The following is a 23,078-nucleotide window of genomic DNA, read 5'->3' as shown; positions in this document are numbered from 1 at the left end:
GATCGGTAAATGACCGGTATGGACGTCAATCCCAGGCAGGCACTTCGCTGCGCAACACGGACGCCATCTTGCCCAGGTGCTCACAGGCCTTGGCCACGTAGTCCTTGGACAGACGCTCGATGCGCAGGTAGTTGATCGGCTGCCCGGTGGCGCTGGCGTAGAGTTCCAGCGCCTGTGCCGCATGCTTGAAATGACGGGCCTCGACGCTGCCGCAATGGACGCTGAGGAACGCGGCGACGCGATTGGCCTCACCCGACGGATAACCCCGCACTTCGCGCAGCCACTTTTTCCACATCGGGGTCATCAAGTTGTATTCGCCGGTGTTGAACAACTCGGTCATGGCCATCATTTCCAGCGCTTCGATCAGGTCCGGTGCCAGCGGTCTTTTTTCCCCGACCCAACTGGAAAACTCTTTGGTGACCGGGTCCAGGAAGCGGTCCTGGAGGCGCCAGTCATCGGAGCCGCAAATGGCCGACGCCATGCGGTAATACAACTTCGAATGGTGCGGATGCCCGTGCATTTCGCCGAGCCCCACGTCTTCAATGATGATTTCCCCGCAGTGCCGCGCCGCTTCCAGCATCTTCAACTTGGCCTCGTCGGTTAACGACTCGGACTCCTGCAGGATCCGCACAATAATGCTGGAGACCGCATGGGCCGCGCCATCCGGGCTGCGCCAGCCACAAAAGAACGTACACAGCGACGACTCGGTCCAGTTGCTGGACGTCATGTCGACATAGGTCTCGCAATACTTATCCAGCTTGTCGGGGTGGCGGTGAAAACCACTCAGCAGCGCTTCAACAAGATTTCTGTCCTCGACATCAACCAGTGCCTGTTTGACGTACCCGATAAAATTCCAGCTCAACTGTTCCACGGCTTATCTCCTTATTAGGTGGTTCATTGCTCTACGACAAGATGAATACCCGCCGTCAATCCGCGACGACTTCTGCCATGAACTGACCGAAGCGCGTCATGCCCTCGATCAACTCGTCACGCTCGACGGCGTAGGAAATCCGGATGCTGTTGGGGTCGCCACAGCCTGAGCCGGGGACCACGGCAATATGGGCCTCGGTCAATAACAGATCGGCGAGATGATCGACGTCGCGGATTTTCGTGCCGAGGTAACGGCAACCCAACTTTCGGGAGACGTCGATATAGAGGTAAAACGCCCCTTCCGGTGGCGCGCAGGTAATGGCATCGACATAACCGAGACAGGTACACGCCGCCTGCAGTTGGCCGTCGAGGAAGGTATTGACCTGGCGGGCAAAGTCCGGTGAGTCGGCGATCAAGGTGTTCAGCGCGGCATATTGGGCAAGGCTGCTGGGGTTGGACGTGGTGTGGCCCTGCAAGTTGTGCATGGCCGCAATGACCTCGGCCGGGGCACAGGCGTAACCCACGCGCCAGCCCGTGACGGCCTGGCTCTTGGAGAACGAATCGACCAACACCGTCTGGTTTTTCAGGGCTGGAAACAGCGACACGATGTTCTGATGTTCATGGGGGTGACGTACCAGTTTGCGGTAGCACTCATCGAACACCACCCAGAGCTGATGATCGAAGGCGAGCTGAGCAATCTTGCGCAACTCCTCCCGTTGATACACCGTGCCCGTGGGGTTGTTCGGGGTGTTGATCACGATCATTTTGGTGCGGGGCGACAAGGCTCTTTCGACGGCTTTGCAGGTCAGGCGATAGTCGTCTTCCTTGGTATCGACAAACACCGGAGTGGCGCCGGCCAACAGGATCTGTGTGGGCGAGGTTTCCCAGTACGGCGTCGGAACAATGACCTCGTCGCCGGGATTGAGCAGCACCATCGCCGCGTTGTAGAGCGCCTGTTTGGCGCCAGCGGTCACGGCCACTTCATTGGCCGCGTACGGGACGCCGCAACGCTGGCTGACCTGTTGCGCCAGGCGTTCCCGAAGCTGGGGCAAGCCAATGGGTGGCGTATAACGATTGCGCCCGCCGTTGATGGCGTCGATGGCGCCCGCCTTCATGTCCTCGCAGGCATCGAACGATAATTCACCCGCTGCAAAGTTGATGACCTTGATGCCGCTTTCTTTCAAGGCATTGGCTTTGCTGCGCATGCTGGAGGTGCCGGGCGCCTTGAGAATCAGGGCGCGATGGGATAACGACAATCGGCGTGCAGAGGGCTCACTGTTATTCATTCTTCTACCTGCGAAAACGACTTGAAAACCAAGCGACCTGGTCACGGGCGGTGGCCCGTCAACTATTCGCTCTGATACAACCGTGCATCCGCGTCCAGACCGCGTTGTACACACCAGGACAACGGCAGCGTCAGCAACAGGGTGGCGGCCAACAGCATCACCGCGACGGGCACACTGGTGATGTCACCGAGGCTGCCGAACAACACCGGCGCCAGTGCGCCAGCGCCGATGGTGCCGGTGTAAAACACCGCAAACGCCTGCTCGCGCTTACCCGGCCCGGCCAGATCGGGCACGGCGCCGTACAACACCGACGAGGTGCCGTTCAACGCCAGCCCCAACAGCGGCAACATCACCATCAGGCCGAAAAACGGCAGGTACACCGCCATGACGATCAGCACCGCCGTGGTGAACTCGGTCAGCCACACGGTCTTGACCATGCCGATGCGCGCGCCCAGGTAGCCGCACAGCAACTTGCCGAACGCGCCGCCCACAAACAGCATCGTCAAGGCCAGACCGATGCCCGCGGTGCCGGCGCCCTTGTCTTTCAGGAGAAAGGGCAAGAAGGTGAGAAAGCCCATGCGCACTGCGCTGTCCAGGGTGCCGGTCAGGATCAGGGCGCGCAGGCCGCTGGCGGAACCCTGCCCATGTATCGCCTTCGACGCTTTGCTTTTTGCCGACACCGACCCAGTACGCGCCGGGATCAACCACCACAGCAAAGCCGCGGCGGCCAGCCCAAGCAGCCCCAGCAGCGTGACACTGGCGCGCCAGCTGATGACCGTGAGCAACAGACCGATCAACCCCGGGATCAACGTTTTGCCGATATCGCCGGAGAAGTTGTACTGCGACAACGCTTGCTTGACCCCACCACCCGCCTCGTAACTGTCGGTGATCAACGACGAGGCCAGTGGATGTTGCGTACTGGCGCCCAATCCGCCCAACAGCAGCGCCAGCAACAGCACCGTCAACCCGCCCGCCTGCCCGGCCAGCAAATAGGCCAGGCCGGCGAGTGCCGTTCCGCCGACCAGCAGGCGCTCGCGCCCCCAGCGTTTGGCGGCGCGGCTGGCCAACAGCTGGAACCCGGCCATCATCCCGGCATAGGCCCCGCGCAGCAGGCCGATCTGGGCAAAACTCAGGCCGAACTGCGCCTGCCAGATCGGCAACAGCACATAAATAACGTCGGTCAACCCGTCATGCACCGCATGCGCGCCACAACCCGCCACCAGTGAGCGGCGACGCACAGAAGCATCGGCCGGTGGCGCGGCGCGCGGGGAAACTACTTCGTGTGTCAGATCGTTCATCGTCTTGTGCGGCTGGAAAGTGGATATTGATAGTCAAGCAGGCTGAGCCACCGTCACTGCAACAGCTGTGCGCAATCCTTCATCACCGTGGCTTTGCGGCGCAGGTACTCGGCGAAAATCTCCCGTGCGGTCTGGTGGTCAACGGCGATTTGCATGGCCTCGACAAACTCACTGACCGCCGCCACGGCATGGGCGAAATGGTTACTCTCGGTGCCGCCGGTGTGCACGGTGACCCAGGCGACGGTGGCGCGGGCCTTGGATTCCGGCACGCCCATGTCGCGCACGAACCACTGCTTGTACAACGGGTGGATAAATTCCACTTCACCGTGGGTGTACACCTCGTGGATCAAGGTTGTCAGCAAACCCTGCAACAAATCGCGATCGCGCAGGCGGCGGGTGTCGGTCCAGTCCTTGAAGGCCTGGGCCGAAGGCAGGCAGTTTTCCTTCAGCAGCCACTGGTCATCGCCGCACAACGGCGTGGCCATGTTGTAGAACAGGTCCGAGTGCACGATGTTACCCAGCGCACCCAGGTCTTCATCGGTGATCCGTTGCAGACTGCCGCAGGCCCGGTACAGCTGCTCGGCGCACTCGGAACCTTGCTCGGAGCGCGCCAGCAAGGTAATGCGGTTGGCCAGGCCGGACACACTGGTGGCCGAGTTGTTGGTCTTGGACCAACTGGCGAAAAACTTGCGCAAGGCGACCGGTGAATGACGACGCGAGGTGAGTTGCTCGAACGCATGTTCAATGTCCACCAACGCCTCTTCTTCACTCCAGAAGGCCTCGAACAGCGCATGCTTCAACACACTGGCAGGCATGTCGTTCAGCACCGGCTCGACGATCTTCAACAACTGGCTGTGGCGGGTCATTACGTTACTCATGGTCACCTCTTCTATTCCCTTATTGGATGATGAATCAGGCAGGTTCACCGGTTCGGCCGGAACCGTTGTGGCCGCGTGCGACCGGTGTATCGGGTGTTTCGGGTTTGAGGGGTTTCCAGCCAGTCAGGGCGATCAGCAGCGACAACAGCTGGAAGCCGATGATCAGCGCCACGCAGCCTTGCCAGCCCCAGCGACTCCAGATCATTGCCGGGACGATGGCGCCGAAACTGCCGCCCAGGTAATAACCGGTCAGGTACAGGCCGACAGCCCCGGCCTTGTTGTGCCGGGCGGTGGCCGTGATGAAAGCATTCGCCGACGCCTGGGCGAGAAACACCCCGGTCGAACTCAGGGCCAGACCCAGGACGATCAGCCACAGCGAAGGCATCAGGGTCAGGATCGAGCCGCAGACCCCGAGCAATACGGCGCCCGTGAGCAATTCGGATTGCGGTCGCAATTTGCTCAAGCGGCCGGCAATCGGGATGACCACCAGCGCCAGCAGGAACACCGCATAAATCGTCCCCAGCGCCGCCGCGCCCAGGTTGAACGGCGCCTGGCTGAGGTACAGCCCGGCGTAGGTAAAGGTCGCCACTTGGGAAAACAGCACACAAAAACCGACGCCATACGCCGCCAGCAAAGGCTTGTGGCACAGGTCGCGAAAGGTGTGCCGACGAACAGGCGATGCCTTGGCCGCCAGCACCGGATTGGCCGGCAACAAGACGTGGATGGCGATGCCGACCAGCAAGCTGATGATCGCCAACAGTTCAAAGGCCTCACGCCAGCCCACGTATTGCGTCATGATCCCCGCCACGAAACGCCCGGCAAAACCGCCCAGCACCGTCCCCGCCACATACAGGCTGGTGATTTCAGTGACGGTGCCGCCGCGCCAGCGGTCGCCGATGTACGCTACGCTGGTGGCGAAGACCACCGGGATGAGCATGCCTTCGATAAAGCGCCAGACCAGCAACTCGGCAAAGCTGTCGGCACGCGCGGCCAGCAACGCCGGCACCGCCAGTAGCAACGCCGCGACCACGATCACCGAGCGTTGCTCGAAGCGACCGGTCAAGCGGCTGATAAACGGGGCCGTGATAGCGACTGCCAGGGTGGTGACAGTGATACTCCAACCGGCCTGGCGAGCGCTCACCTGAAAACTCAGGGCAAACTCCTGGAGAATGCTCTGGGTTGAATAGAGGTTGAGAAAAGCCGCACAGCCACACAGAAACAGGGCGACGCGAGCACTGTGCAGGCGCAAATTCATGAGACCTCTCGTTTTAATACCGGAGGTCTTTATAGAATACGCAGCCGGCTGAACACCAATACCGAATTCGGACCGATCAATACCTAGGGATCAGGATGCTTGACCTACGCAAGTTACGTTACTTTTTGACGGTCGCCGAAGAGCTGCACTTTGGCCGCGCGGCGTTGCGCCTGCACCTCGCCCAGCCACCCCTGACCCGCCAGATTTCGGCGCTGGAAACCGAGCTGGGCTTTCGCCTGTTCGATCGCACCAGCCGCACGGTTACGCTCACGGCCCAGGGCCGGCATTTCCTGCCTTACGCCCAGGCCGTCCTCGATCAGGCCAGCCTGACCGAAGTCATTGCTGGCAAACTGGCCGCCGGTTCGGCCGGTCAGTTGGCCCTGGGTTACGCCAGTTCGATTGCGCTGTCGGACCTGTTCAGCCACACCCTGCAAGCCTTTGCCCAGCGCTTCCCGGACGTGCAACTGACCCTGGTGGAAAGTGCGTCCGGCAGTCTGTATTCGCAAGTGGTCGATGGCCGCATCGATATCGGCCTGAGCCGCCTGCTGCCTGAGCGCGGGCAAACCGAGGTTCAGGCCCTGTCGCTGGGCGGCGAACCGCTGGTGGCGGCCCTCTCCAGCGACAACCCGCTGGCCAGCCAGGACGAAGTCACCCTGGCCCAACTCAGCGCGCACCCCTTGATTCTGTTTCCGGCCGATTATGGCTCCGGGCTCAATGAATCCATCGAGCACCTGTACCGCAGCAACGACCTGCCCATCCGTCCGGGTCCGTCGGGGCGGCAAATCACCTCGATCATCGCCTTAGTGGCCGCCGGCCAGGGCGTCGCCCTGGTTCCCGAGTGCGCCAGGACCCTGGCCAAAAAAGGCGTGACTTACCGGCCACTGGCCGACCCCGCAGCCCGCGCGGAACTGCTGATACTCACGCGAACCCAGGGCCGCAGCCTGCTCGTCGAGGCCTTTATGGGCGTGGTCGAGGAACTGCTGCAGCGGGATCGATGAACCCGCTGTGCTCGATCGTCTCGGTGATCAGTAATCCCCGCCCGCCCGCTTGAGCATTTGCTTGCAGCGCTCCGACAAGTGAAACACCCGCAGATGCTTGCCGGCCTTGTCGTAGCGTTCGCGCAGGGTCTTCAGCGCAGCGATGGCCGAGTAGTCGACGAAGCTCAGGTGGCGGCAATCAAGCGTCACTAGGGCGGGATCGTTAGCGGGATCAAACTGATTGAGAAACGGCGCGGTTGAGGCGAAAAACAAGGTGCCGTGCAGGCGGTAGAGTTTGCTGCCGTCGGTTTCCAGGTAGGTATCGGCGTACAGCTCGCGGGCCTGCTGCCAGGCGAAGTTGAGCGCGGCAATGATGATGCCGCAGAGCACCGCGGTGGCGAGGTCGGTGAACACGGTGATGGTGGTCACGGCAATGATCACCAGCACATCGTTGAGCGGCACTTTGTTGATCACCCGCAGCGAGGCCCAGGCGAAGGTCTGCTGCGACACCACGAACATCACCCCCACCAGCGCGGCCAGCGGAATACGCTCGATCAGCGGCGACAGAAACAGCACGAACAGCAGAATCATCACCCCGGCGATCCCCCCAGAGAGCCGACCACGCCCGCCGGAGCTGAGGTTGATCACGGTCTGGCCGATCATCGCGCAGCCGCCCATGCCACCGAACGCACCCGACACCATATTCGCCGCGCCCAGCGCCACGCACTCGCGATCCGGGTAGCCGCGGCTTTCGGTGATTTCATCGGTGAGGTTCAGGGTCAGCAGGGTTTCCAGCAGGCCGACCAGCGCCATCAAAATCGCGTAGGGCGCGACGATGCGCAGAGTGTCCAGGTTCCACGGAATGTCCGGCAACGCCAACGTCGGCAAGCCGCCGGCGATGTGCGCCATGTCGCCCAGTGTGCGGGTCGGCAGGCCGAGCAAGTACACCGCCAACCCAACGCCGAGGATCGCCACCAAGGCGGGCGGCACGGCGCGGGTCAGGCGCGGCAGCAGGTAGACGATGGCCATGGTCAGCGCCACCAGCCCGCTCATCACGTAAAGCGGCGTGCCGCTGAGCCAGGTGTCGCCGCTCTTGAAATGCTCCAGTTGCGCTAACGCAATGATGATCGCCAGACCATTCACGAAACCGAGCATCACCGGGTGCGGCACCATGCGCACCAGTTTGCCCAGCCGCAACAGCCCGAACGCCATCATGATCAACCCACCCAACAGCACCGTCGCCAGCAAATACTGCACGCCGTGCTGCACCACCAACGCCACGATCACCACCGCCATCGACCCGGCAGCACCGGACACCATGCCCGGCCTCCCGCCGAACAGCGCGGTCAATGTGCAAATGATGAACGCGCCGTAGAGGCCCATCAGTGGATTGAGATGCGCGACCAGTGCGAAGGCGATGCACTCGGGCAGCAACGCGAAGGATGTCGTGAGCCCGGCCAGGGCATCGGCGCGTAGGCGTTGTGGTTTCATGGCTTACCTGAAAATGCGGGCCGGTGGGGTTGGCCGCGGGAGTTGCGGGGAATGAGGGGTGGGGATGTTACGGAAATGAGGGGGGTTGGGCCAGTGGTTGAAGGTGACCGATAGACCCGACGAAGGTCTCTTGCTGGATTGCTTGAGCCCGCAGTACCGGTTGTCACGGACATGGCTGCGATGAAACCTGCAATCAGTTGTCCGTGATTGCTCCTGAAAAAACGACCTCTACCTGTCCGATGAGAAAGACAGGTCCCGCTCTATCCCACCGAGCCGTTACGGTTCCGCCATCACATTCAACCTCGACGCGATTGTCTAACAAGCCCGACGAATTCCGTTAAATCCGACCAACCTGCGCCGGTCAAGACTTACTGATCGTCCAAAACGTAGATTGGATAGCTTTCAGGGTAGGGGCCGTACTGGGCTGCCCATTCGTCCTTACCGATCAGCGTATTGGAAACGCCATACTGGTAGACCTGCGATACCTTCCAGTCATTGAGAGTCTTTTCGACGAGGTATCTGAGTTGTACACCCTTATTTCGGACTTCCTCATCCTCTTCAGTGTGGCTCACAGACGATGGCGTCACGTTGGTGACTTTGACAGTCGCGATAGCCCGTGTCTCAGTCTCCTGCCTTATCTCGATTATCTCTCGTTTATAAACGGTCTTCGTGCACAGTCGCCCACGACTTTTGAAGGACTGCACCACTTCTCCCGTCGCAACTCTGCTCACATCAAATTCGTCTGAGCGTTCTTTGATGATTTTTTCGCAGTTAGCGTCCGCGACAGCGGCCATGGCACCAAGATAGCGCCACCATGTATTGAGCGCTTGTTCGGGTGAGCCTGTGTTGATTTCAAACTTATAGACAAACTTCTCAGCCGGGACTGGCGCTTGTACGGTCGGAGTCGCTGGCGATGAGGTGGTATTTCCCGGGTTTTCGCCTGGAGCATTGGCGATTTTTTCACAGCCCGAAAGTGACAGAAAAAGGGGCAGCAGCAAAAATGCTCGTCTCATAAAATCCATTTTTTCGAGGTGATAGTAGGGCTCGCATTCTGCCTAAGGATTCTCCCGAGGGCTACGCGTTAACGGGAAGTTTGCCTGGCTCACTAAAACTGACAGGCTTACGCTATCAACCCTGCTTCAAATCCAGCATATAAGTGTAATACCCCGTGTCCCGCACATATCCCAACGACTCATACAACCGCTGCGCGCCGAAGTTATCCGTGGCCGTTTCCAGCACCAACCCCTTTGCGCCTGTCGACAGCGCAAAAGTGCGGGCGGTGTTCATCAGCAACCTCCCGACCCCACGGCCGCGAGCAGCCGGTGCGGTGAAGAGATCGCTGAGCAGCCAGGTTCGGTGAGCGTCGATGGAGGAAAACGTCGGATAGAGCTGGACGAAACCCAGAGCAGCGCCATCATCGTCCAAGGCGAGAAAGATCGCGGATTCATCCAGGGCGATGCGCTCGGCGATGAAGTCTCGGGACTGTTGCAGGTTCGAAGGCTGGCCGTAGAAACTGCGATAGGCGTCGAAGAGTCGGGCAACTGGGTCGAGGTGGCTGGCGTCGGCGCGTTGGGCGTGGATGGCCATGGGGTGATCGTCTCCGTACGGGTTGAAAAAACATCAAACGCGAAGTTAAGCCATAACGCGATCTGTAGCAGCTGGCGAAGCCTGCGTTCGGCTGCGCAGCAGTCGTAATATCGGTCAGCGCGGTGCATCAGGAAGACCTCGCGTCCAGGTATGACGACTGCTTCGCAGCCGAACGCAGGCTTCGCCAGCTGCTACAACAGGGAGTGTGTTTGGCTTGATTCCGAGAAAGCGCAAACATCCAGCTACGAGTGTAAGCGCTTACTCCAGATTCGCTTCCATCAAGCCTTCGATCGCTGCTCCGAGTTCACCACCAACGCCGACGTCCTCGCCAACCCGTAATAAAGCACCCCCGGCACCACCAACCCGACAATCCACGAAATATCCACGCCACCGAGCTGCGCAACCATCGGCCCGGAGTAGAAGTGCGTGTCCACAAACGGCAACTGGATCAACACACCCACGACATACACGCTAATCCCCCGCCCGTTCCAGCGCCCATAACGCCCCGCCGGATCGGACAGCGCCGGGATGTCATAACGCTCCTTGTTGATGAAGTAGTAATCCACCAGGTTGATCGCGCTCCACGGTGTGAAGAACGTCAGCAGGAACAGGATGAAGTATTTGAACGAATTCAAGAACGAGTACTGCCCCAACAGCGCCAAGGTGGTGGAGGCCGCGACGATCAGCAGCACAAACACCATGCGCTGGCGGGCGGTGATCTCGAGGCGGCTGCGGAAACCACTGATAATCGTCGCGACGCACATGAAACTGCCATAGGCGTTGAGCGTCGACACCGTGACCTTGCCGAACACCACGCTCAGGTACAGCAGCGACGCTATCAGCCCGGTACTGCCAAAACCGACGATGGTCGCCACTTCATGCCCCCGGAAGTTCGCACCCGCCAACGCCGCCGCAAACACCCCCAATACCATGGAAGCCTGCGCGCCCAAGACCGTGCCGAGGCCGACAGCGGCGAAGGTTTTCCACGATGAGGTCTTGCTCGGTAGATAGCGCGAGTAGTCAGCCACATAAGGCCCGAACGCAATCTGCCAGGACGCCGAGAGCGACACCGCCAGCAGAAAAGTGCTCCAGCCGAAGTGACGGTTTTCCAGCAACAGACCAATGTCGTTGAGGGTCATCAACCGGGTAAACAGGTAGACGAAGGCGATGATGCCCAACACGCTCGCCACCCGGCCCACCCAGTGAATCACCCGATAGCCGAAGATCGTCAGAAACGCGATGCACGCGGCGAAAATCAGGATGCCGGCGCTGTCGCTGACATGGACCAACTGCGCAATCGCCTGCCCCGACAGCACCGCCCCCGTGGCGCTGAACCCGAGGTACATCAGGCACACCAGCACAATCGGAATCGCCGCCCCATAGACGCCGAATTGCACCCGGCTGGAGATCATTTGCGGCAACCCCAGCTTCGGGCCTTGGGCGGCATGCAGGGCGACGACGGCGCCGCCGAGCAACTGGCCGATCAGCAAGCCGATGAGCGACCAGAACACATCACCGCCCAGCACCACCGCCAGCGCGCCGGTGACGATGGCGGTGATTTGCAGGTTTGCGCCGAGCCACAACGTGAACTGGCTGTAGAGGCTGCCATGACGCTCGGCCTCGGGGATGAAATCGATCGAACGGGTCTCGATAAACGGACTTCGTTGTTGAGTCATTGCGGTGTGCTCTTCAGAAAAGTAGACGCCAATACCGAGCAAGCGAAGCCGCGTCCGATGTAGCAGCTGGCGTAGCCTGCGTTCGGCTGCGAAGCAGTCGTCAGTTCAGTTAACGCGGTTTGTCTGATGTACCGCGCGCTCTGGTTTTACGACTGCTTCGCAGTCGAACGCAGGCTTCGCCAGCTGCTACATAGAGCGATGCGTTCGTCCGCTACATAGCGCGATGCGTTCGGCTGCTGCCACGGTTCGCATGACGCTTCATTGATCGGTATTAATGGCGGGTGGTGTTTTTATTGTTGTTGTCCAGCGCTCAAAGCGGTGACGGAAATCGGCTGCCGATCAACGCCAACAAACGGCGCCTTGGCCCACACAACCTTGCCGCCAACCATCGTCAACAGCACGTTATTGCGCGCCAGCTCAGCCTCGGACACTTGCATGAAGTTTTTGTCCAGCACGATCAGGTCCGCAAACTTGCCGACCTCGACCGAGCCGACCACCGCGTCCAGCTTCAACTGCTCGGCGGCGTTCAGGGTGATGGTGCGCAGCACTTCCTCGCGGGACAGCGCCGGATCATCATTCAACCTGCCCGCGTACTTGGGGCCGTAACTGTGCGGGTTCTGCGGATCGCCCGAGCGGGTGACACCGACTTTCAGCGCGAGAAACTCGTCGAGCGGATCAACCGGCCAGTCGCTGCCATAGGCCACACGACCGCCCGCCCGGGCAATGCTGCCCGACGGTTCCATGCGGGCGAACCGCGCGGCGCCGAGGTGATCGCTGGTGCCATCAATCGTGGACGGCGCTTGTTGGGCCCACTGGAACGACATGTTGGCCGTCACGTCGAGCGCCTTGAAACGCGGATAGTCCGCCGGGTCCACTTCTTCGTTGTGGGTAATGGTCGGGCGAAACGCGTTGCCCGGCAGTTGATGGCGTACGTATTCGATGCCGTTCAGCGAATCGCGCACCGCGCGGTCGCCAGTGGCGTGAAGGTGCGGATCGAGGCCAGCCTCAACGGCCTTGAGCAGCAACGGATTGAGCACTTGCGGTGGGAAATACAGTTCGCCGAGATTCTTGCCCGGCGTCCATTTGGGCGCCTTCTCGGTGCCTGTGTTATGTAAATACGGCGTCAACATCGCGCCCGTGTCGGCCGGCGCGTTGATGATGCCGTCCATGAATACTTTGACGTGGCGCATGCTCACGCCCGGCGCGACGTTGGTTTCGCCCTGGTCGTAGGTGTTGGCCAGGATTTTCGCGTCGGCGATGGTTTTCGCCGGGTCTGCGGCCGCGGCGGCCGGGTCGAGCTTGATCGCCAGCAAGGCCCGGGCGGTCAGTTCACCCGACTGCTGCAAGGTCGTGAACGCTTTACCCATCTCGGGCCCCGACATGGCGTCGAAGAAACTGGTGATGCCTTGCTGGCGCATGGCGTCGAGCGCGGCGCGGGTCTGGGTCAGTTTCTCGGCATCGGTGGCGGGCGGGACCACGGCGGCCATGGTGTCGGCGGCGCCGTCCTCGCAGATGCCGTTCGGGTTGCCGGCGCTGTCGCGCACGTATTTGCCGTCGCTGGGGTTGGGGGTTTGCCTGGTGATGCCGGCGACTTCCAGGCCGCGGGAGTTGGTCAGCACGGTGTGGAAGTCTGTCGAGCGGACCTGAATCGGACGTTTGGTCTTCAGTGCGTCCAGGGTCGATTTGTCCGGATCGCCGTCGAGGCCGTCCATGCCCATGCGATCCCAACTGCCGACTTCGAGCCACACATCCGGGCCCTTGTCCTTGTCGGCATCCAGGCATGCCTGGATGGTTTCCTGGAACACCTTGCGCGTCATGGTTTGGTATTTCAAATCGCACAAGGTCATGGCGCGGCCGCCGTCCCCCGGATGCATGTGCGCGTCGATGAAGCCCGGCATCAGCATGCGCCCGGCCAGATCAATCAGCTGTGTCTGCTGACCGATGTAGGAAGTAACACCTTCATCGCTGCCGACATACACAATCTTGCCGCCCGTGACAGCAATCGCCTGCTGCACCGAATTCTTGCCATCGACGGTGTAGACATAGCCGTTGCGCAGCACCATGTCGGCGCCGCTCGAACCCTGGGTCTGACACCCCACCAATCCCACACCCGCCAATGCCGTGGTCGCGGCCACCGCGATAAATAGCCCGGAAAATTTCACTGACCCACCTCTGTTCTTATAGTTTTTGAAGTGCCCGGACAGACTGGCGCGCCAGCCCGTGGCAGGCAGGGCCTACCCTATAGCGCGCCGTCGAAATCCGGACCTCCGCAAATGAGGAGGGGTCAGGCAATTAGTGGGAGGTACGACGGGTGTCGTGGGACGGCGAACGCAGGACCGAACCCAGCTCCACCTTGCTCTTCACGCCGAGCTGCAAGTAGCAGTTGCGCAGATACGTGCGCACAGTGGCCGGGCTTAGCCCCAGGGTTTTGGCGATCTCTTTATAGGAATGGCCGGCGGCAAACAGCATCGCGGCCGTGCGCTCGCGAGGCGCCAGCACCGCCCCGCGCGATTGTGTTTCGAGGGACAGAATCACATGCTCGGCGTTAGGGCTCAGCGTCAGCGTGCAACGACCGAAACGGATCACGCACGGCGCTTTGGCCAGTTGCGCGATCACTTCAAAGGGCAGCGTTGAGCCGCTCCACCCCGGCAACTCACGCTGAATGGCGGCGCACAGGCTGGCGCCGACATACAGCAGGCTGCCATCGAGTCGGGCGATGCCAAAGTCGGTCGCGCCGCTGCCGGTGTCGAAGCGAATCATGTCCTGCACCTGGAATCGCCACAGTTGCAACAGGTGATCGCAAAACGCAGAAAACAACTCGGCCTCATCGTCGCTGAACCCCAGCGCATCAGCGCCACGGTACACGCAGACGAAAAACAGCAAGCCGCTCTCGGGCAATTCGAAGGTGATGCACATCGGGTGATAGAGGTCGTGACGTCGGGCGAAGTCGTTCACCTCTTCACTCGGGTCGGTATAGCCGCTTTCACGCACCACCGCGCCGAGTTGGCTCAGGGTGTCGTTGGAAAACCTGTCGATGTCCGCACAGGTGTGCCATTCGGCCGCGAACGATTCCGGCAGATTGATACGCCCGTGCATCCAGCTTTGGGGTGGCGCATCGGCGTCCGACCCCGACATCTCGCCCCACCAGGAGGACGCGAACGGCACCAGTTCGCTGAAGGCGTGCAGGCCGTCTTCAATGAATTGCGAGTCGCCGCAATCCCGGGCCAGGCGGCCGAGGTGGAGGATGCAGCGGTTGAAGGCGTTGAGTGTGGTCATCGAAGTCATCAGCTAGATCCGCTTAAGTTTTCTGAAAGCCTGGGGTTCCCATACACGCATGGCCAGTAAGAGTGCAGTTCCGCGCTTCTCGGACAAAGGGGCGGTCAGCGATTCGTTGTGAAGCACGGCCAGTTTGCTGCGCAACTTGTGCATTTCAACCTGCAATTGGGCGTAGGCAGACTTCGTCAGCATGCCATGGGCGAAGTCCAGGGTCTCGTCAGGTATATCGAACCGGCTGCCCATGAAATCAGGCAATCCCTGCTGCAGAAAGAATTGTCGGATCGGACCGCCCGGCAACCAGTCAAAATCTCGCGCGACGAGCAGCCTGATCCGGTTGCCCGGTTTGAGATTGGCCAAGCCCATCCGCTCCAGTACCAGCAGATTCTTGATGCACTCGGCTTTCGACAGATGGTAGGCAGAAACCATTTCTTCCAGCGACCAATGATTCAGGGCACAGACGGCCACCAGCAACAACTTCTCGTTGGAGACGAGTTGCGCTTCCTGTTCTCGCTTGAGCATTTTCAGGCGCGGCGCCGACGACTCGGCCTCCTGGAGCAACTCTGCCATCGTCAGGTCGAGCAAATCACAGAGCTGGGCAAGGCGCTCGACCGTCAGACGCCCGCTCGCCAGCAGGCGCTTCACGCTGGGCTCCGACAACTCAAGCGCTTGAGCGACGTCGCGATAGGTCATCCCGGCGGACTTGAGGCGCTGCTTGATCGTCACGATGAGTTGGGTGATCTGCGTCATGAAAGTACTGGAATCCGACACCAAAGGTGTCAGATTAGCGAAATACAAACGAACACGTTGCGAAATATGCAACCACCCTCCCATGCTGAGCGCTCGGAAGAACCTGGAGAGCAGCATGAGCATCAGAAAAGGGATATTGGCGGCGGACGCAGGTACGACGCCAGGCAGGCCACCGGAAGGTAATTTGCTTGTCGGAGACCTGGTGTTCATCCGTGTCACCGCGCGACCTTTCCTGGAAGTGGCCAACGCCACGAATTCGTGGACTAACCACGTCGGCGTGGTGGTCGACGACGGCGGCGATGATCCATTGATTGCCGAGAGCACGTTTCCATTGGCGCGAACGACGTCACTGACACGCTTCCTGGCACGATCCGACAACGGGCGCTGCGCCGTCGCGAGGCTGCCCCTCCCTCTCGACGATCAACAGCGCGCGATGCTGGTGGCTGCTGCCAGTCGCCGGATGGGCACGTTCTACGACACCGGTTTCAACATGAGCTCGCGACGCCAGTTCTGTTCCCGCTTCGTCCGTGAAGTCATCGACGAAGCAACGAACATTCAGCTCGGTGAAGTGGAAACCTTCGAAACGCTGCTGCGCCATAACGCCGATCCGAATCTGGCCTTCTGGCGACTCTGGTATTTCGGCCGGATTCCATGGCAACGGCGGACCGTCACACCCGCGAGCCTGTTGCAAAGTCCGAAGGTACGTGTCGTTTACGATTCACACGGCGCCAGCGCAGCATGATCGACAACACACGAGCGCACTCCCCTTGTCCTATCACTCGGCGCAAACTGCTGCAGGCGGGCATGGCCGGGATTGCGGTCGGTGTGCTGTCACCCGGATCGTTATGGGCGGCGCCTTCTGGTGTCCTGGTCAACGACGTGACAGGACTCAACCCGATTTGGGTCAACCGCCTGTTCGCCCCGCGTACCACAGACGAAATCCGGCAGTCGCTCGCCCTGTGGACAGGCCCGGTCAGTATCGGCGGTGGCCGCTACAGCATGGGCGGACAGATCGCCACCGAAGACAGCCTGCACCTGGATATGCGTCAGTTCAATCAGGTCATCCGTTACTCGCCTGAGAGCAGGGTCATACGCGTGCAGTCCGGGATACGGTGGCGCGACCTGCAGTCGGTGATCGACCCGCACGACCTCTCGGTAAAAATCATGCAGAGCTACGCCAACTTCACCGTGGGCGGTGCGCTGTCGGTCAATGCTCATGGGCGCTATGTCGGTGCCGGCCCGGTGATCAACTCGGTACGTGCCCTGCAACTGGTGCTCGCCGACGGTTCGTTAGTCGAAGCGTCCCGCACTGAAAATGCCGACGTGTTCCACGCGGCCATCGGTGGCTATGGCGCGCTGGGGATCATTACCGAGGTCGAGCTGGACCTGGTGTCCAACGTCACGATGGAACGTCAGGTGCAGCACCTGCCGGTGGCCGATTACCCGGATTTTTTCAATCACCAGATCCGCGGCAACGAGCAGGCCATCCTGCACAACGCCGACTTGGCCCCGCCCTATTTCGACCGGGCCACCGCCGTTACCTGGTGCACCACGGACAAAACGCTGACCGTCGCGGACAGGCTGGTCGCGCCAGGGCAATCCTACAAATTTGACCAGACGGTCATGTGGAGCGTGGCCAAGCTGCCTGGCGGACCGGTGATTCGCAAGGATGTCATCGATCCGTTGCGCTACCGCAGCCACCCGGTTGTACGGCGTAACTACGAAGCCAGCGCAGACGTCGCCTCCCTCGGGCCGCTCGCAACCCGCAACAGCACCTACGCCTTGCAGGAGTATTTCGTACCGGTCGCCCAACTCAACGGGTTCATCAAGCAAATGGCAGCCATCCTGCAGGCGCACCACGTTGACGCCGTCAACATCTCCATCCGGCATGCGCCGGCCGCCCCCGATTCGTGTTTGTCCTGGGCGCGTGAAGAAGTGTTTTCGCTCGTACTCTATTACTGGCAACACGTTCGCACAGCCGACCGCGAGGCAGTCGGCGTGTGGACACGCGAGCTTATCGACGCCGCACTCTCGTTTGGGGGAACCTACTATTTGCCCTACCAGTTGCATGCAACGCGAGCGCAATTCTCACGGGCCTATCCCCATGCACCACGCCTGTTTGCGCTCAAGGCGCACTTCGATCCGGGCAATCGATTCCGCAACAAACTCTGGGACAAGTACTACGCGGGGTCATCCGATTAACCGCCAGCGGCGACTGAACTTGCCCATCAAATCGTCATTGCCTGTATTTGGGCGCAGGAGAAGTACCGATTGAAAAAGTCATGCCAATGGGGCTAGATCGCCGTTAGTCGTCAATTCACCCTCTGTCTCGTCGCCAAGGACTCTTCATGCCACTGAGCTTCCACAAAATGCACGCCAATGGTGATGACTTCGTGATTGTCGACTCGCGAAATTCGCCCCTCTCAATAACCAGTGCCCTGGCACGGCGAATGGGCGATCGGCACCGTGGAGTGGGGTTCAATCAACTCGCGGTCATACTCGATTGCGATGATGCCGCCGCGCGCTTGATGTTCTGGAATGCCGATGGCTCCACGCTGGATGCCTGTGGCAGCGCAACACGAGGGGCGGCGGATAGGCTGATGCGCGAATCAAATACGACCTCGATAGTATTGCGAACCAACCGTGGACTGCTCACGTGCGAACGCACCTCAACGGGTGCCATTTCTGTCGCCATGGGAGAACCGCTTTTCGGCTGGTCGGCTATTCCACTGGCGCAGGAAGTGGACACGGCTGTGTTGCCACTGGCTGGCGACCCGGCAGCGTGCAGCATGGGAAATCCGCACTGCACTTATTTTGTGGACGACCTGACAGCCGTTGATATAGCGGCCATCGGACCGACCATTGAAACCGACGCTCTATTTCCACTGAAAACGAATGTACATTTCGTCCAGGTCATCGACCGCACGCACATTCGGCTGCGCATCTGGGAGCGCGGCGGTGGCATCCCGCTCGGCTCGGGCTCCTGCTCGTGTGGCGCGGCGGTCAACGGCATTCGCCGGGGCTTGCTGGACAACTGCGTCGAGGTTGAATGTGATGGCGGGACCGTTACGGTTCAATGGGATGGCGTGGGGGCTGTTTTTCTCATTGGACCGGTAGAGACGAGTTTCTCGGGAACACTGACGGATCGATTTTTACAGGCGCTTTAGCTGCGCTGTTCAATCAACCGGAATCACCGCTGGCTTCCCCTTCTCCTTCAACAAAAACACCAAAAACTTCGCCGGCTTGTCCTGACTCGCATTGCGCCCCACCGTATGCACGTCTTCAGGCCCTTCATGAAAACTCTGCCCCGGCATCAGCGTCACCTCTTTGCCACCCTTCACGCCCATGACGATGGAGCCTTCGAGCACATAGATGAAGCCATGCGCGTCGTGCCGATGCACCGGATCGGCGCCGCCTGGCGGGTATTCCACGGTGATCATCAGCACTTCTTTTCCGGGGTAGTCGGCAAGCGCCTGTTCCATCACGGGTTGGACCACCGGTGACGCGGGAGCGGCCATTGCCAGTCCGGTGCACAACAGCGGCAGTAAGGCGAAGAGAGGATGCAGGTTCATGGGGCGTTCCTCATCGGAGTTGGCTAAAGCGTGGGGGCGATCCGTTGCAAGGAATCGCCACCCGCCTTTCCCGCTAGGTGTTTTTCAGCCAGGCATCGAAGCGTGTCGCGCCAATGATCGGATCGACGCCGGGGGTCAGTGACTCGTCGTCGATGACCGCACCAAAATAGGTGGCCTCGGCGTCCGCGATCACCTCGCGTGGGTCGTCGTTGTGTTTCAACCAGGTTTTGACGAATGAGGCGATTGGCAGCCGTTCAGGGCCGGCCACTTCCTCTGTCTGGCGGGTGGGCGGTTGTTCGGCGATGTTGGCCAGGGTCGCCGCGACGTCGGCCGAGGCGATCGGTTGCAGGTCGGCGGCGGGCAATCGGGTGGTGTTGCCTTCGTTGCCGGATTGGGCGATGGCGCCGATGAATTCGAAGAATTGCGTGGCCCGCAGGATCGAGTAGGGAACGCCCGAGGCCTTGATCAGTTTTTCCTGGGCCATTTTGGCGCGGAAGTAGCCGCTGTCGAGCATCATTTCCGTGCCGACGACGGACAAGGCGACATGGTGTTTGACCCCGGCGGCTTTCTCGGCGGCGAACAGGTTGCGCCCGGAAGTCTCGAAGAACTCCAGCACGGCGGCGTCTTCAAATGACGGCGAGTTGGCGACGTCGACCACCACGTCGGCACCGGTCAGCGCCGCTTCGAGGCCTTCGCCGGTCAGGGCATTGAGGCCGGTGCTGGGTGAGCCGGCCAGTACGTCGTGCCCGCGCTGGCGCAGGTTATTGCAGAGCTGGGTGCCTATCAGGCCCGTTCCGCCAATGACGACAATTTTCATGGGAATGCCTCCAGGTTGTACGGTGCACCGCAGGGTGCAGCTGTCGGCGGGTGATCAGCGACTATCAAGCCAGGGCCGAAGCCAGATTCAGTTTAGGACACGGATCGCGGAATGCCCTGTGGCTCGGCATCTCCTTGCCGTGTAATCGGACGAATCGCCTCTGGCTCATTCGCTGTATAGTTTTATATATTACGAAACCGACTTCCCAAGACGTCCTCCATGCCCTTCTCCCTCGTTCACTCCCGATGACCAGCATTCGCCAACGCAATCAGCACCTGATCCTGGCCGCCGCCAGCGAAGAGTTTGCCGCCAGGGGTTTCGACGCTACCCAGACCCGGGACATCGCCGCGCGCGCGGGGGTGCCGAAGGCGAATCTGTATTACTACTTCCAGACCAAGGAAAACCTCTACGCCAAAGTGCTGCTCGGGTTTGTCGAGCCGCTGCTGGAGGCCTCGGCGGTGTTGCGCGAGAGCGATGATCCGGTGGAGGGTTTGCAGGCCTACATCGCGGCGCGGATACGCATTGCGCGGGAGCATCCGCACATTGCCAAGGTGTTCAGTGGCGAGTTGTTGCTCGGCGGACGGCAGTTACCCGAGGAGTGTCGGGATTTGTTGTATGCCGAGGCACAGCGCAATGTCGAATGCCTGCGCAGCTGGATTGAGCGCGGACTGTTGGCGCCGGTGGATCCGGAGCATTTGATGCTGTTTATCTGGTCGGCGACGCGCACCTATACCAACCTGGGCTGGCAGATGGCGCATATCACCGGGCGCCAGGTGCCGGAGGATGGGGATTATCGGAATGCGGCGGCGACGATTACCCGGTTGGTGTTGGGGGGCGTGGTGCCGGAGCGGATTGGGGCGATTGGGGGGTTGATGTTTGCGACGTGATTTGGGGGGGCGGCTGCGCAATGCAGGCGCGAGGCTTGCCCGCGAAGAACGATAACGCGGTGTGTCAGACACCACGCCTTAACCGTAGGAGCGAGACTTGCCCGCGAAGGCGGTGTGTCAATAGCGAAGATGTCGACTGACACGCCGCCTTCGCGAGCAAGCTTTGCTCCTACAGGAATTGGTGTTGGCTGCCAATTTTGTGGACGACGCAATACAAATGTAGGAGCGAGGCTTGCCCGCGAAGGCGGTGTGTCAATGACGATGATGTCGACTGACACGCCGCTTTCGCGAGCAAGCTTTGCTCCTACAGGGTCTGGCAGCTATCCAGCAGTACGCCCCTCGCTAGGGCATCTGGTCCAGCGGCAAGGACCCGGCCGCCGCTCGTTTGTCATACCAACGCTTGAGTGTTTCGGGCAGGCGCCCTTTCCAGCCTGCCACGTTGGTGTAGTAACGGGCGCGAAGATTGCCCTTCGAATCGCTCACTATCAACACCAGCCAGAAGCGCGAGTCTGTGGTGTGCATGAAAATTGAAGCGTTGATACCGCCGAGCCCGCGTACCCACATTTCATCGACTTCGGCGCCCGGAACATCGCTGGACGCCTCGCCCAGGGTCCGCGAACTGCTGCTCTCGACCAACCGTTGGTAGTCGTCCTTGAGCAATGTGCGCAGCGCGTCGTCTTCCTGTTGAGTGCGCACTAGTCCGACGCTGAGCAAATCGTTTTCCAGCGCCAAAGACTGTTCCGATGCCACGTATCGTCCGGCATAAAACACGCCCATCCCGGCGCCGCAATCCGAGTCACTGCCCTCCTGACTGACATCCAGCACGCCGTTCATGGCGATGAAGGTCAGCGCACAATCGCCCTCGGCGTAATGCGCGGTCGTGCCTTTGAGGGTGGCGATGCCATCCAGGTTGCCCATGTTGGCGCCGTTTGCAGCCAAGACTTCGAACGTGACGTGGGTCGAATCTTTACGCCGGGTCTTCAACTCGCCACCGGTCTCTACGCCCCACGGAATCATCTGCCAAGTGGCGTCCCACGAAAACGGCGTGGCCATGTGGCCAAGTTCGGTGATGCGCATTCGATACTTGTGCCGCAGGCAAGAAAGGTTATCGGCGCACTGATTGCGCTGCTTCAGCCACTGGCGCTGGTCGGTCTTCAGCGCTTTGGGATCAGCGACTTTCGCAAGCGTGACGCTCCACAGTTCGCCCAGTTTTTTATCCAGGTTGGAGGTGTAAGCGTCGGCGCAAATGGTTTTTTCGCTGGGGCTGGTTGCGTTGGCGCAATCGAAACTGCTGGCATGGGTGACGGTGGAGAACGCGAGAGGTGCCAGTAGCGCGGCGCCAAGGGTGGTGAAACGAGGCATGGGTAGATTCCGTTCTTCAGGCGGGTGTCGGTAGGCGCGGGGCCTGTGGATCAAGCTTTTTGTGGATTGGCGGGAATTGGGTGGAGCTGCTGCGCAGCCCGACGGGGGCAAGCCTCCTCGCCACAGGCAAGCCCCCCGACCACCGGTTTGGGTGGTTTCAGAGACGGATTTCGGCGGTCGGCAAAACGTCGATCCGCGCCACGGGGCCGGTCAAGTGCGCGAGGTCGGCGTTGTGCTCGGCGATGATGTCTTCGGCGGCGAGGTTGCCGTTGTCGACGGTGGAATGCGCGTCGCTGGCGAGTACCACGTCATAGCCCAGCTTCAGGGCCTGGCGCACGGTGGCGTTGACGCAATAGTCGGTTTGCAGGCCGCAGATGATCAACCGATCAGTGCCCTGGTCTTGCAGCAAGGCTTGCAGGTGGGTCTGGTAAAACGAATCCCGGGTGGTTTTGCGCACGCGCAGGTCTTGCGGGGCAGTCTCCAGGCTGGCGGCCAACTGCCAACCCTTGGAGCCGTGTTGCAGCAGGTCGCCCTTTTCTTCGTGCTGGATAAGGACCACCGGGAGGTTGGCTTCCCTGGCCTTGGTACTCAGGCTATTGATGTTCTCGATGACGCGTTTGATGTCGAAGCATTCGTACTCGCCGGTGCACAGGGCGTGTTGGACGTCGATGATCAGCAGTGCGGTGGTCATGGCAGGGAGCCTTAAAGTAATCCATCAGATTAAGGGGGACGCAACCGGGTCCCTGAGGGCCGAATGAGGATCGCGCGCAGTCGATAATGCCGCAAATCGCTGCTTGATAGAACTGCTTCGTACCAACGTTTTTCTACGCGCGGGAGCGCTTCCCCACCGCCGCTAATCTGAATTAAAAAAGCATTAAACCACATTAAACATGACAGTAATTTGTTATTCCATTGTAACGAGCAATATCATTTCAATAACACCACAATAAGAGTAGGCAATATGGATAGTTTGCTTTAGGGTGAATCATCGATATCGAGAAGTTTCGCCAGGACTGTGACCTGTTTAATAACAGGGCTGCGGCTTTGCCGCTGGCTATCAATGGATTTCAGCCAGTGACTGTGAGTAATCAACTGATCG

Annotated in this window: 21 protein-coding genes and 1 pseudogene; 5 read left to right on the top strand and 17 right to left on the bottom strand. The window is 60.5% G+C overall.

Annotated features, from left to right (window positions below; all coding sequences use genetic code 11):
- Window positions 1–25 precede the first annotated feature (25 nt).
- The 5 genes from HKK52_RS32080 to HKK52_RS32060 all read right to left on the bottom strand — a co-directional run bounded on the left by HKK52_RS32080 (window position 26) and on the right by HKK52_RS32060 (window position 5,587).
- Complete coding sequence (locus tag HKK52_RS32080; protein WP_169374080.1) at window positions 26–871, bottom strand: hypothetical protein; 846 nt, start codon at window positions 869–871, stop codon at window positions 26–28.
- A 55-nt stretch (window positions 872–926) separates the two neighbouring features.
- Window positions 927–2,156, bottom strand: a complete 1,230-nt coding sequence (locus HKK52_RS32075) for a pyridoxal phosphate-dependent aminotransferase (protein ID WP_169374079.1) — start codon at window positions 2,154–2,156, stop codon at window positions 927–929.
- Between the two features lie 62 nt (window positions 2,157–2,218).
- Window positions 2,219–3,454, bottom strand: a complete 1,236-nt coding sequence (locus tag HKK52_RS32070; protein ID WP_169374078.1) for an MFS transporter — start codon at window positions 3,452–3,454, stop codon at window positions 2,219–2,221.
- Window positions 3,455–3,507: 53 nt separating this feature from the next.
- Window positions 3,508–4,332: a hypothetical protein gene (locus HKK52_RS32065; protein ID WP_169374077.1), complete on the bottom strand. Its 825-nt coding sequence runs from the start codon at window positions 4,330–4,332 to the stop codon at window positions 3,508–3,510.
- Window positions 4,333–4,366: 34 nt separating this feature from the next.
- Window positions 4,367–5,587, bottom strand: a complete 1,221-nt coding sequence (locus HKK52_RS32060; RefSeq protein WP_169374076.1) for an MFS transporter — start codon at window positions 5,585–5,587, stop codon at window positions 4,367–4,369.
- A gap of 95 nt (window positions 5,588–5,682) precedes the next feature.
- Here HKK52_RS32060 and HKK52_RS32055 point away from each other — a divergent pair, with 95 nt between their 5' ends.
- A complete protein-coding gene (locus HKK52_RS32055) occupies window positions 5,683–6,585 on the top strand; it encodes a LysR family transcriptional regulator (RefSeq protein WP_169374075.1) in 903 nt (300 codons plus the stop codon).
- 27 nt (window positions 6,586–6,612) lie between these two features.
- On the opposite strand, the gene HKK52_RS32050 is transcribed toward HKK52_RS32055, so the two are convergent.
- The 8 genes and pseudogenes from HKK52_RS32050 to HKK52_RS32020 form a co-directional block, all read right to left on the bottom strand.
- The gene (locus tag HKK52_RS32050; protein WP_169374074.1) at window positions 6,613–8,055 is read right to left on the bottom strand and encodes a SulP family inorganic anion transporter; all 1,443 of its coding nucleotides are present in this window, start codon (window positions 8,053–8,055) and stop codon (window positions 6,613–6,615) included.
- Window positions 8,056–8,248: 193 nt separating this feature from the next.
- A pseudogene (locus tag HKK52_RS32735) lies at window positions 8,249–8,380 on the bottom strand (diaminopimelate epimerase); the annotation flags it as partial.
- Between the two features lie 43 nt (window positions 8,381–8,423).
- Window positions 8,424–9,053 (bottom strand): hypothetical protein, encoded by a 630-nt coding sequence (locus HKK52_RS32045; RefSeq protein WP_169374073.1) that lies wholly within the window; start codon window positions 9,051–9,053, stop codon window positions 8,424–8,426.
- A 130-nt stretch (window positions 9,054–9,183) separates the two neighbouring features.
- The gene (locus tag HKK52_RS32040; RefSeq protein WP_169374072.1) at window positions 9,184–9,642 is read right to left on the bottom strand and encodes a GNAT family N-acetyltransferase; all 459 of its coding nucleotides are present in this window, start codon (window positions 9,640–9,642) and stop codon (window positions 9,184–9,186) included.
- Between the two features lie 278 nt (window positions 9,643–9,920).
- Window positions 9,921–11,318: a purine-cytosine permease family protein gene (locus HKK52_RS32035; protein ID WP_169374071.1), complete on the bottom strand. Its 1,398-nt coding sequence runs from the start codon at window positions 11,316–11,318 to the stop codon at window positions 9,921–9,923.
- Window positions 11,319–11,608: 290 nt separating this feature from the next.
- On the bottom strand, window positions 11,609–13,480 hold the full coding sequence (locus tag HKK52_RS32030) for an amidohydrolase (RefSeq protein ID WP_169374070.1): 1,872 nt from the start codon (window positions 13,478–13,480) through the stop codon (window positions 11,609–11,611).
- Window positions 13,481–13,610: 130 nt separating this feature from the next.
- The gene (locus tag HKK52_RS32025) at window positions 13,611–14,603 is read right to left on the bottom strand and encodes a helix-turn-helix transcriptional regulator (RefSeq protein ID WP_169374069.1); all 993 of its coding nucleotides are present in this window, start codon (window positions 14,601–14,603) and stop codon (window positions 13,611–13,613) included.
- 3 nt (window positions 14,604–14,606) lie between these two features.
- Window positions 14,607–15,341 carry a helix-turn-helix domain-containing protein gene (locus HKK52_RS32020; protein ID WP_169374068.1) on the bottom strand — a complete coding sequence of 245 codons (735 nt, stop codon included), beginning with the start codon at window positions 15,339–15,341 and terminating at the stop codon, window positions 14,607–14,609.
- A 115-nt stretch (window positions 15,342–15,456) separates the two neighbouring features.
- Between HKK52_RS32020 and HKK52_RS32015 the strand changes: the two genes are divergently transcribed.
- The 3 genes from HKK52_RS32015 to dapF all read left to right on the top strand — a co-directional run bounded on the left by HKK52_RS32015 (window position 15,457) and on the right by dapF (window position 18,508).
- Complete coding sequence (locus HKK52_RS32015; RefSeq protein WP_202027618.1) at window positions 15,457–16,083, top strand: YebB family permuted papain-like enzyme; 627 nt, start codon at window positions 15,457–15,459, stop codon at window positions 16,081–16,083.
- A complete protein-coding gene (locus HKK52_RS32010; protein WP_237150632.1) occupies window positions 16,080–17,543 on the top strand; it encodes an FAD-binding oxidoreductase in 1,464 nt (487 codons plus the stop codon). The genes HKK52_RS32015 and HKK52_RS32010 overlap by 4 nt, the downstream gene beginning before the upstream one ends.
- 146 nt (window positions 17,544–17,689) lie before the next feature.
- Entirely contained in the window at window positions 17,690–18,508 is an 819-nt protein-coding gene (gene dapF, locus HKK52_RS32005) for a diaminopimelate epimerase (RefSeq protein ID WP_169374067.1), read from the top strand.
- Window positions 18,509–18,517: 9 nt separating this feature from the next.
- Here the strand turns inward: dapF and HKK52_RS32000 are convergent, their stop codons facing one another.
- Both HKK52_RS32000 and HKK52_RS31995 read right to left on the bottom strand, forming a co-directional pair.
- The gene (locus HKK52_RS32000) at window positions 18,518–18,913 is read right to left on the bottom strand and encodes a cupin domain-containing protein (protein WP_169374066.1); all 396 of its coding nucleotides are present in this window, start codon (window positions 18,911–18,913) and stop codon (window positions 18,518–18,520) included.
- 73 nt (window positions 18,914–18,986) lie between these two features.
- Window positions 18,987–19,730 (bottom strand): SDR family oxidoreductase, encoded by a 744-nt coding sequence (locus HKK52_RS31995; RefSeq protein ID WP_169374065.1) that lies wholly within the window; start codon window positions 19,728–19,730, stop codon window positions 18,987–18,989.
- A gap of 245 nt (window positions 19,731–19,975) precedes the next feature.
- On the opposite strand from HKK52_RS31995, the gene HKK52_RS31990 reads away from it, so the two are divergent.
- Complete coding sequence (locus HKK52_RS31990) at window positions 19,976–20,617, top strand: TetR/AcrR family transcriptional regulator (protein ID WP_169374064.1); 642 nt, start codon at window positions 19,976–19,978, stop codon at window positions 20,615–20,617.
- 342 nt (window positions 20,618–20,959) lie between these two features.
- Here the strand turns inward: HKK52_RS31990 and HKK52_RS31985 are convergent, their stop codons facing one another.
- Both HKK52_RS31985 and HKK52_RS31980 read right to left on the bottom strand, forming a co-directional pair.
- A complete protein-coding gene (locus HKK52_RS31985; RefSeq protein WP_169374063.1) occupies window positions 20,960–21,979 on the bottom strand; it encodes a lysozyme inhibitor LprI family protein in 1,020 nt (339 codons plus the stop codon).
- Window positions 21,980–22,136: 157 nt separating this feature from the next.
- Window positions 22,137–22,670 carry a cysteine hydrolase family protein gene (locus HKK52_RS31980; RefSeq protein WP_169374062.1) on the bottom strand — a complete coding sequence of 178 codons (534 nt, stop codon included), beginning with the start codon at window positions 22,668–22,670 and terminating at the stop codon, window positions 22,137–22,139.
- Between the last annotated feature and the right edge of the window lie 408 nt (window positions 22,671–23,078).

This window comes from Pseudomonas sp. ADAK2 (assembly GCF_012935755.1).
Taxonomy (GTDB): domain Bacteria; phylum Pseudomonadota; class Gammaproteobacteria; order Pseudomonadales; family Pseudomonadaceae; genus Aquipseudomonas.
The sequence above is the reverse complement of the archived record's forward strand: the minus strand, read 5'-3'. Positions and strand labels throughout refer to the sequence as shown.

Bases quoted from the DNA above. Each gene is read 5' to 3' on its own strand.
- HKK52_RS32075 (WP_169374079.1), bottom strand. From the start codon at position 2,156: ATGAATAACAGTGAGCCCTCTGCACGCCGATTGTCGTTATCCCATCGC.
- HKK52_RS31980 (WP_169374062.1), bottom strand. From the start codon at position 22,670: ATGACCACCGCACTGCTGATCATCGACGTCCAACACGCCCTGTGCACC.
- HKK52_RS32010 (WP_237150632.1), top strand. From the start codon at position 16,080: ATGATCGACAACACACGAGCGCACTCCCCTTGTCCTATCACTCGGCGC.
- HKK52_RS32000 (WP_169374066.1), bottom strand. From the start codon at position 18,913: ATGAACCTGCATCCTCTCTTCGCCTTACTGCCGCTGTTGTGCACCGGA.
- HKK52_RS32035 (WP_169374071.1), bottom strand. From the start codon at position 11,318: ATGACTCAACAACGAAGTCCGTTTATCGAGACCCGTTCGATCGATTTC.
- HKK52_RS32065 (WP_169374077.1), bottom strand. From the start codon at position 4,332: ATGAGTAACGTAATGACCCGCCACAGCCAGTTGTTGAAGATCGTCGAG.
- HKK52_RS32055 (WP_169374075.1), top strand. From the start codon at position 5,683: ATGCTTGACCTACGCAAGTTACGTTACTTTTTGACGGTCGCCGAAGAG.
- HKK52_RS32020 (WP_169374068.1), bottom strand. From the start codon at position 15,341: ATGACGCAGATCACCCAACTCATCGTGACGATCAAGCAGCGCCTCAAG.
- HKK52_RS32070 (WP_169374078.1), bottom strand. From the start codon at position 3,454: ATGAACGATCTGACACACGAAGTAGTTTCCCCGCGCGCCGCGCCACCG.
- HKK52_RS31985 (WP_169374063.1), bottom strand. From the start codon at position 21,979: ATGCCTCGTTTCACCACCCTTGGCGCCGCGCTACTGGCACCTCTCGCG.
- HKK52_RS32015 (WP_202027618.1), top strand. From the start codon at position 15,457: ATGAGCATCAGAAAAGGGATATTGGCGGCGGACGCAGGTACGACGCCA.
- HKK52_RS31995 (WP_169374065.1), bottom strand. From the start codon at position 19,730: ATGAAAATTGTCGTCATTGGCGGAACGGGCCTGATAGGCACCCAGCTC.
- HKK52_RS31990 (WP_169374064.1), top strand. From the start codon at position 19,976: ATGACCAGCATTCGCCAACGCAATCAGCACCTGATCCTGGCCGCCGCC.
- HKK52_RS32025 (WP_169374069.1), bottom strand. From the start codon at position 14,603: ATGACTTCGATGACCACACTCAACGCCTTCAACCGCTGCATCCTCCAC.
- HKK52_RS32050 (WP_169374074.1), bottom strand. From the start codon at position 8,055: ATGAAACCACAACGCCTACGCGCCGATGCCCTGGCCGGGCTCACGACA.
- HKK52_RS32040 (WP_169374072.1), bottom strand. From the start codon at position 9,642: ATGGCCATCCACGCCCAACGCGCCGACGCCAGCCACCTCGACCCAGTT.
- dapF (WP_169374067.1), top strand. From the start codon at position 17,690: ATGCCACTGAGCTTCCACAAAATGCACGCCAATGGTGATGACTTCGTG.
- HKK52_RS32060 (WP_169374076.1), bottom strand. From the start codon at position 5,587: ATGAATTTGCGCCTGCACAGTGCTCGCGTCGCCCTGTTTCTGTGTGGC.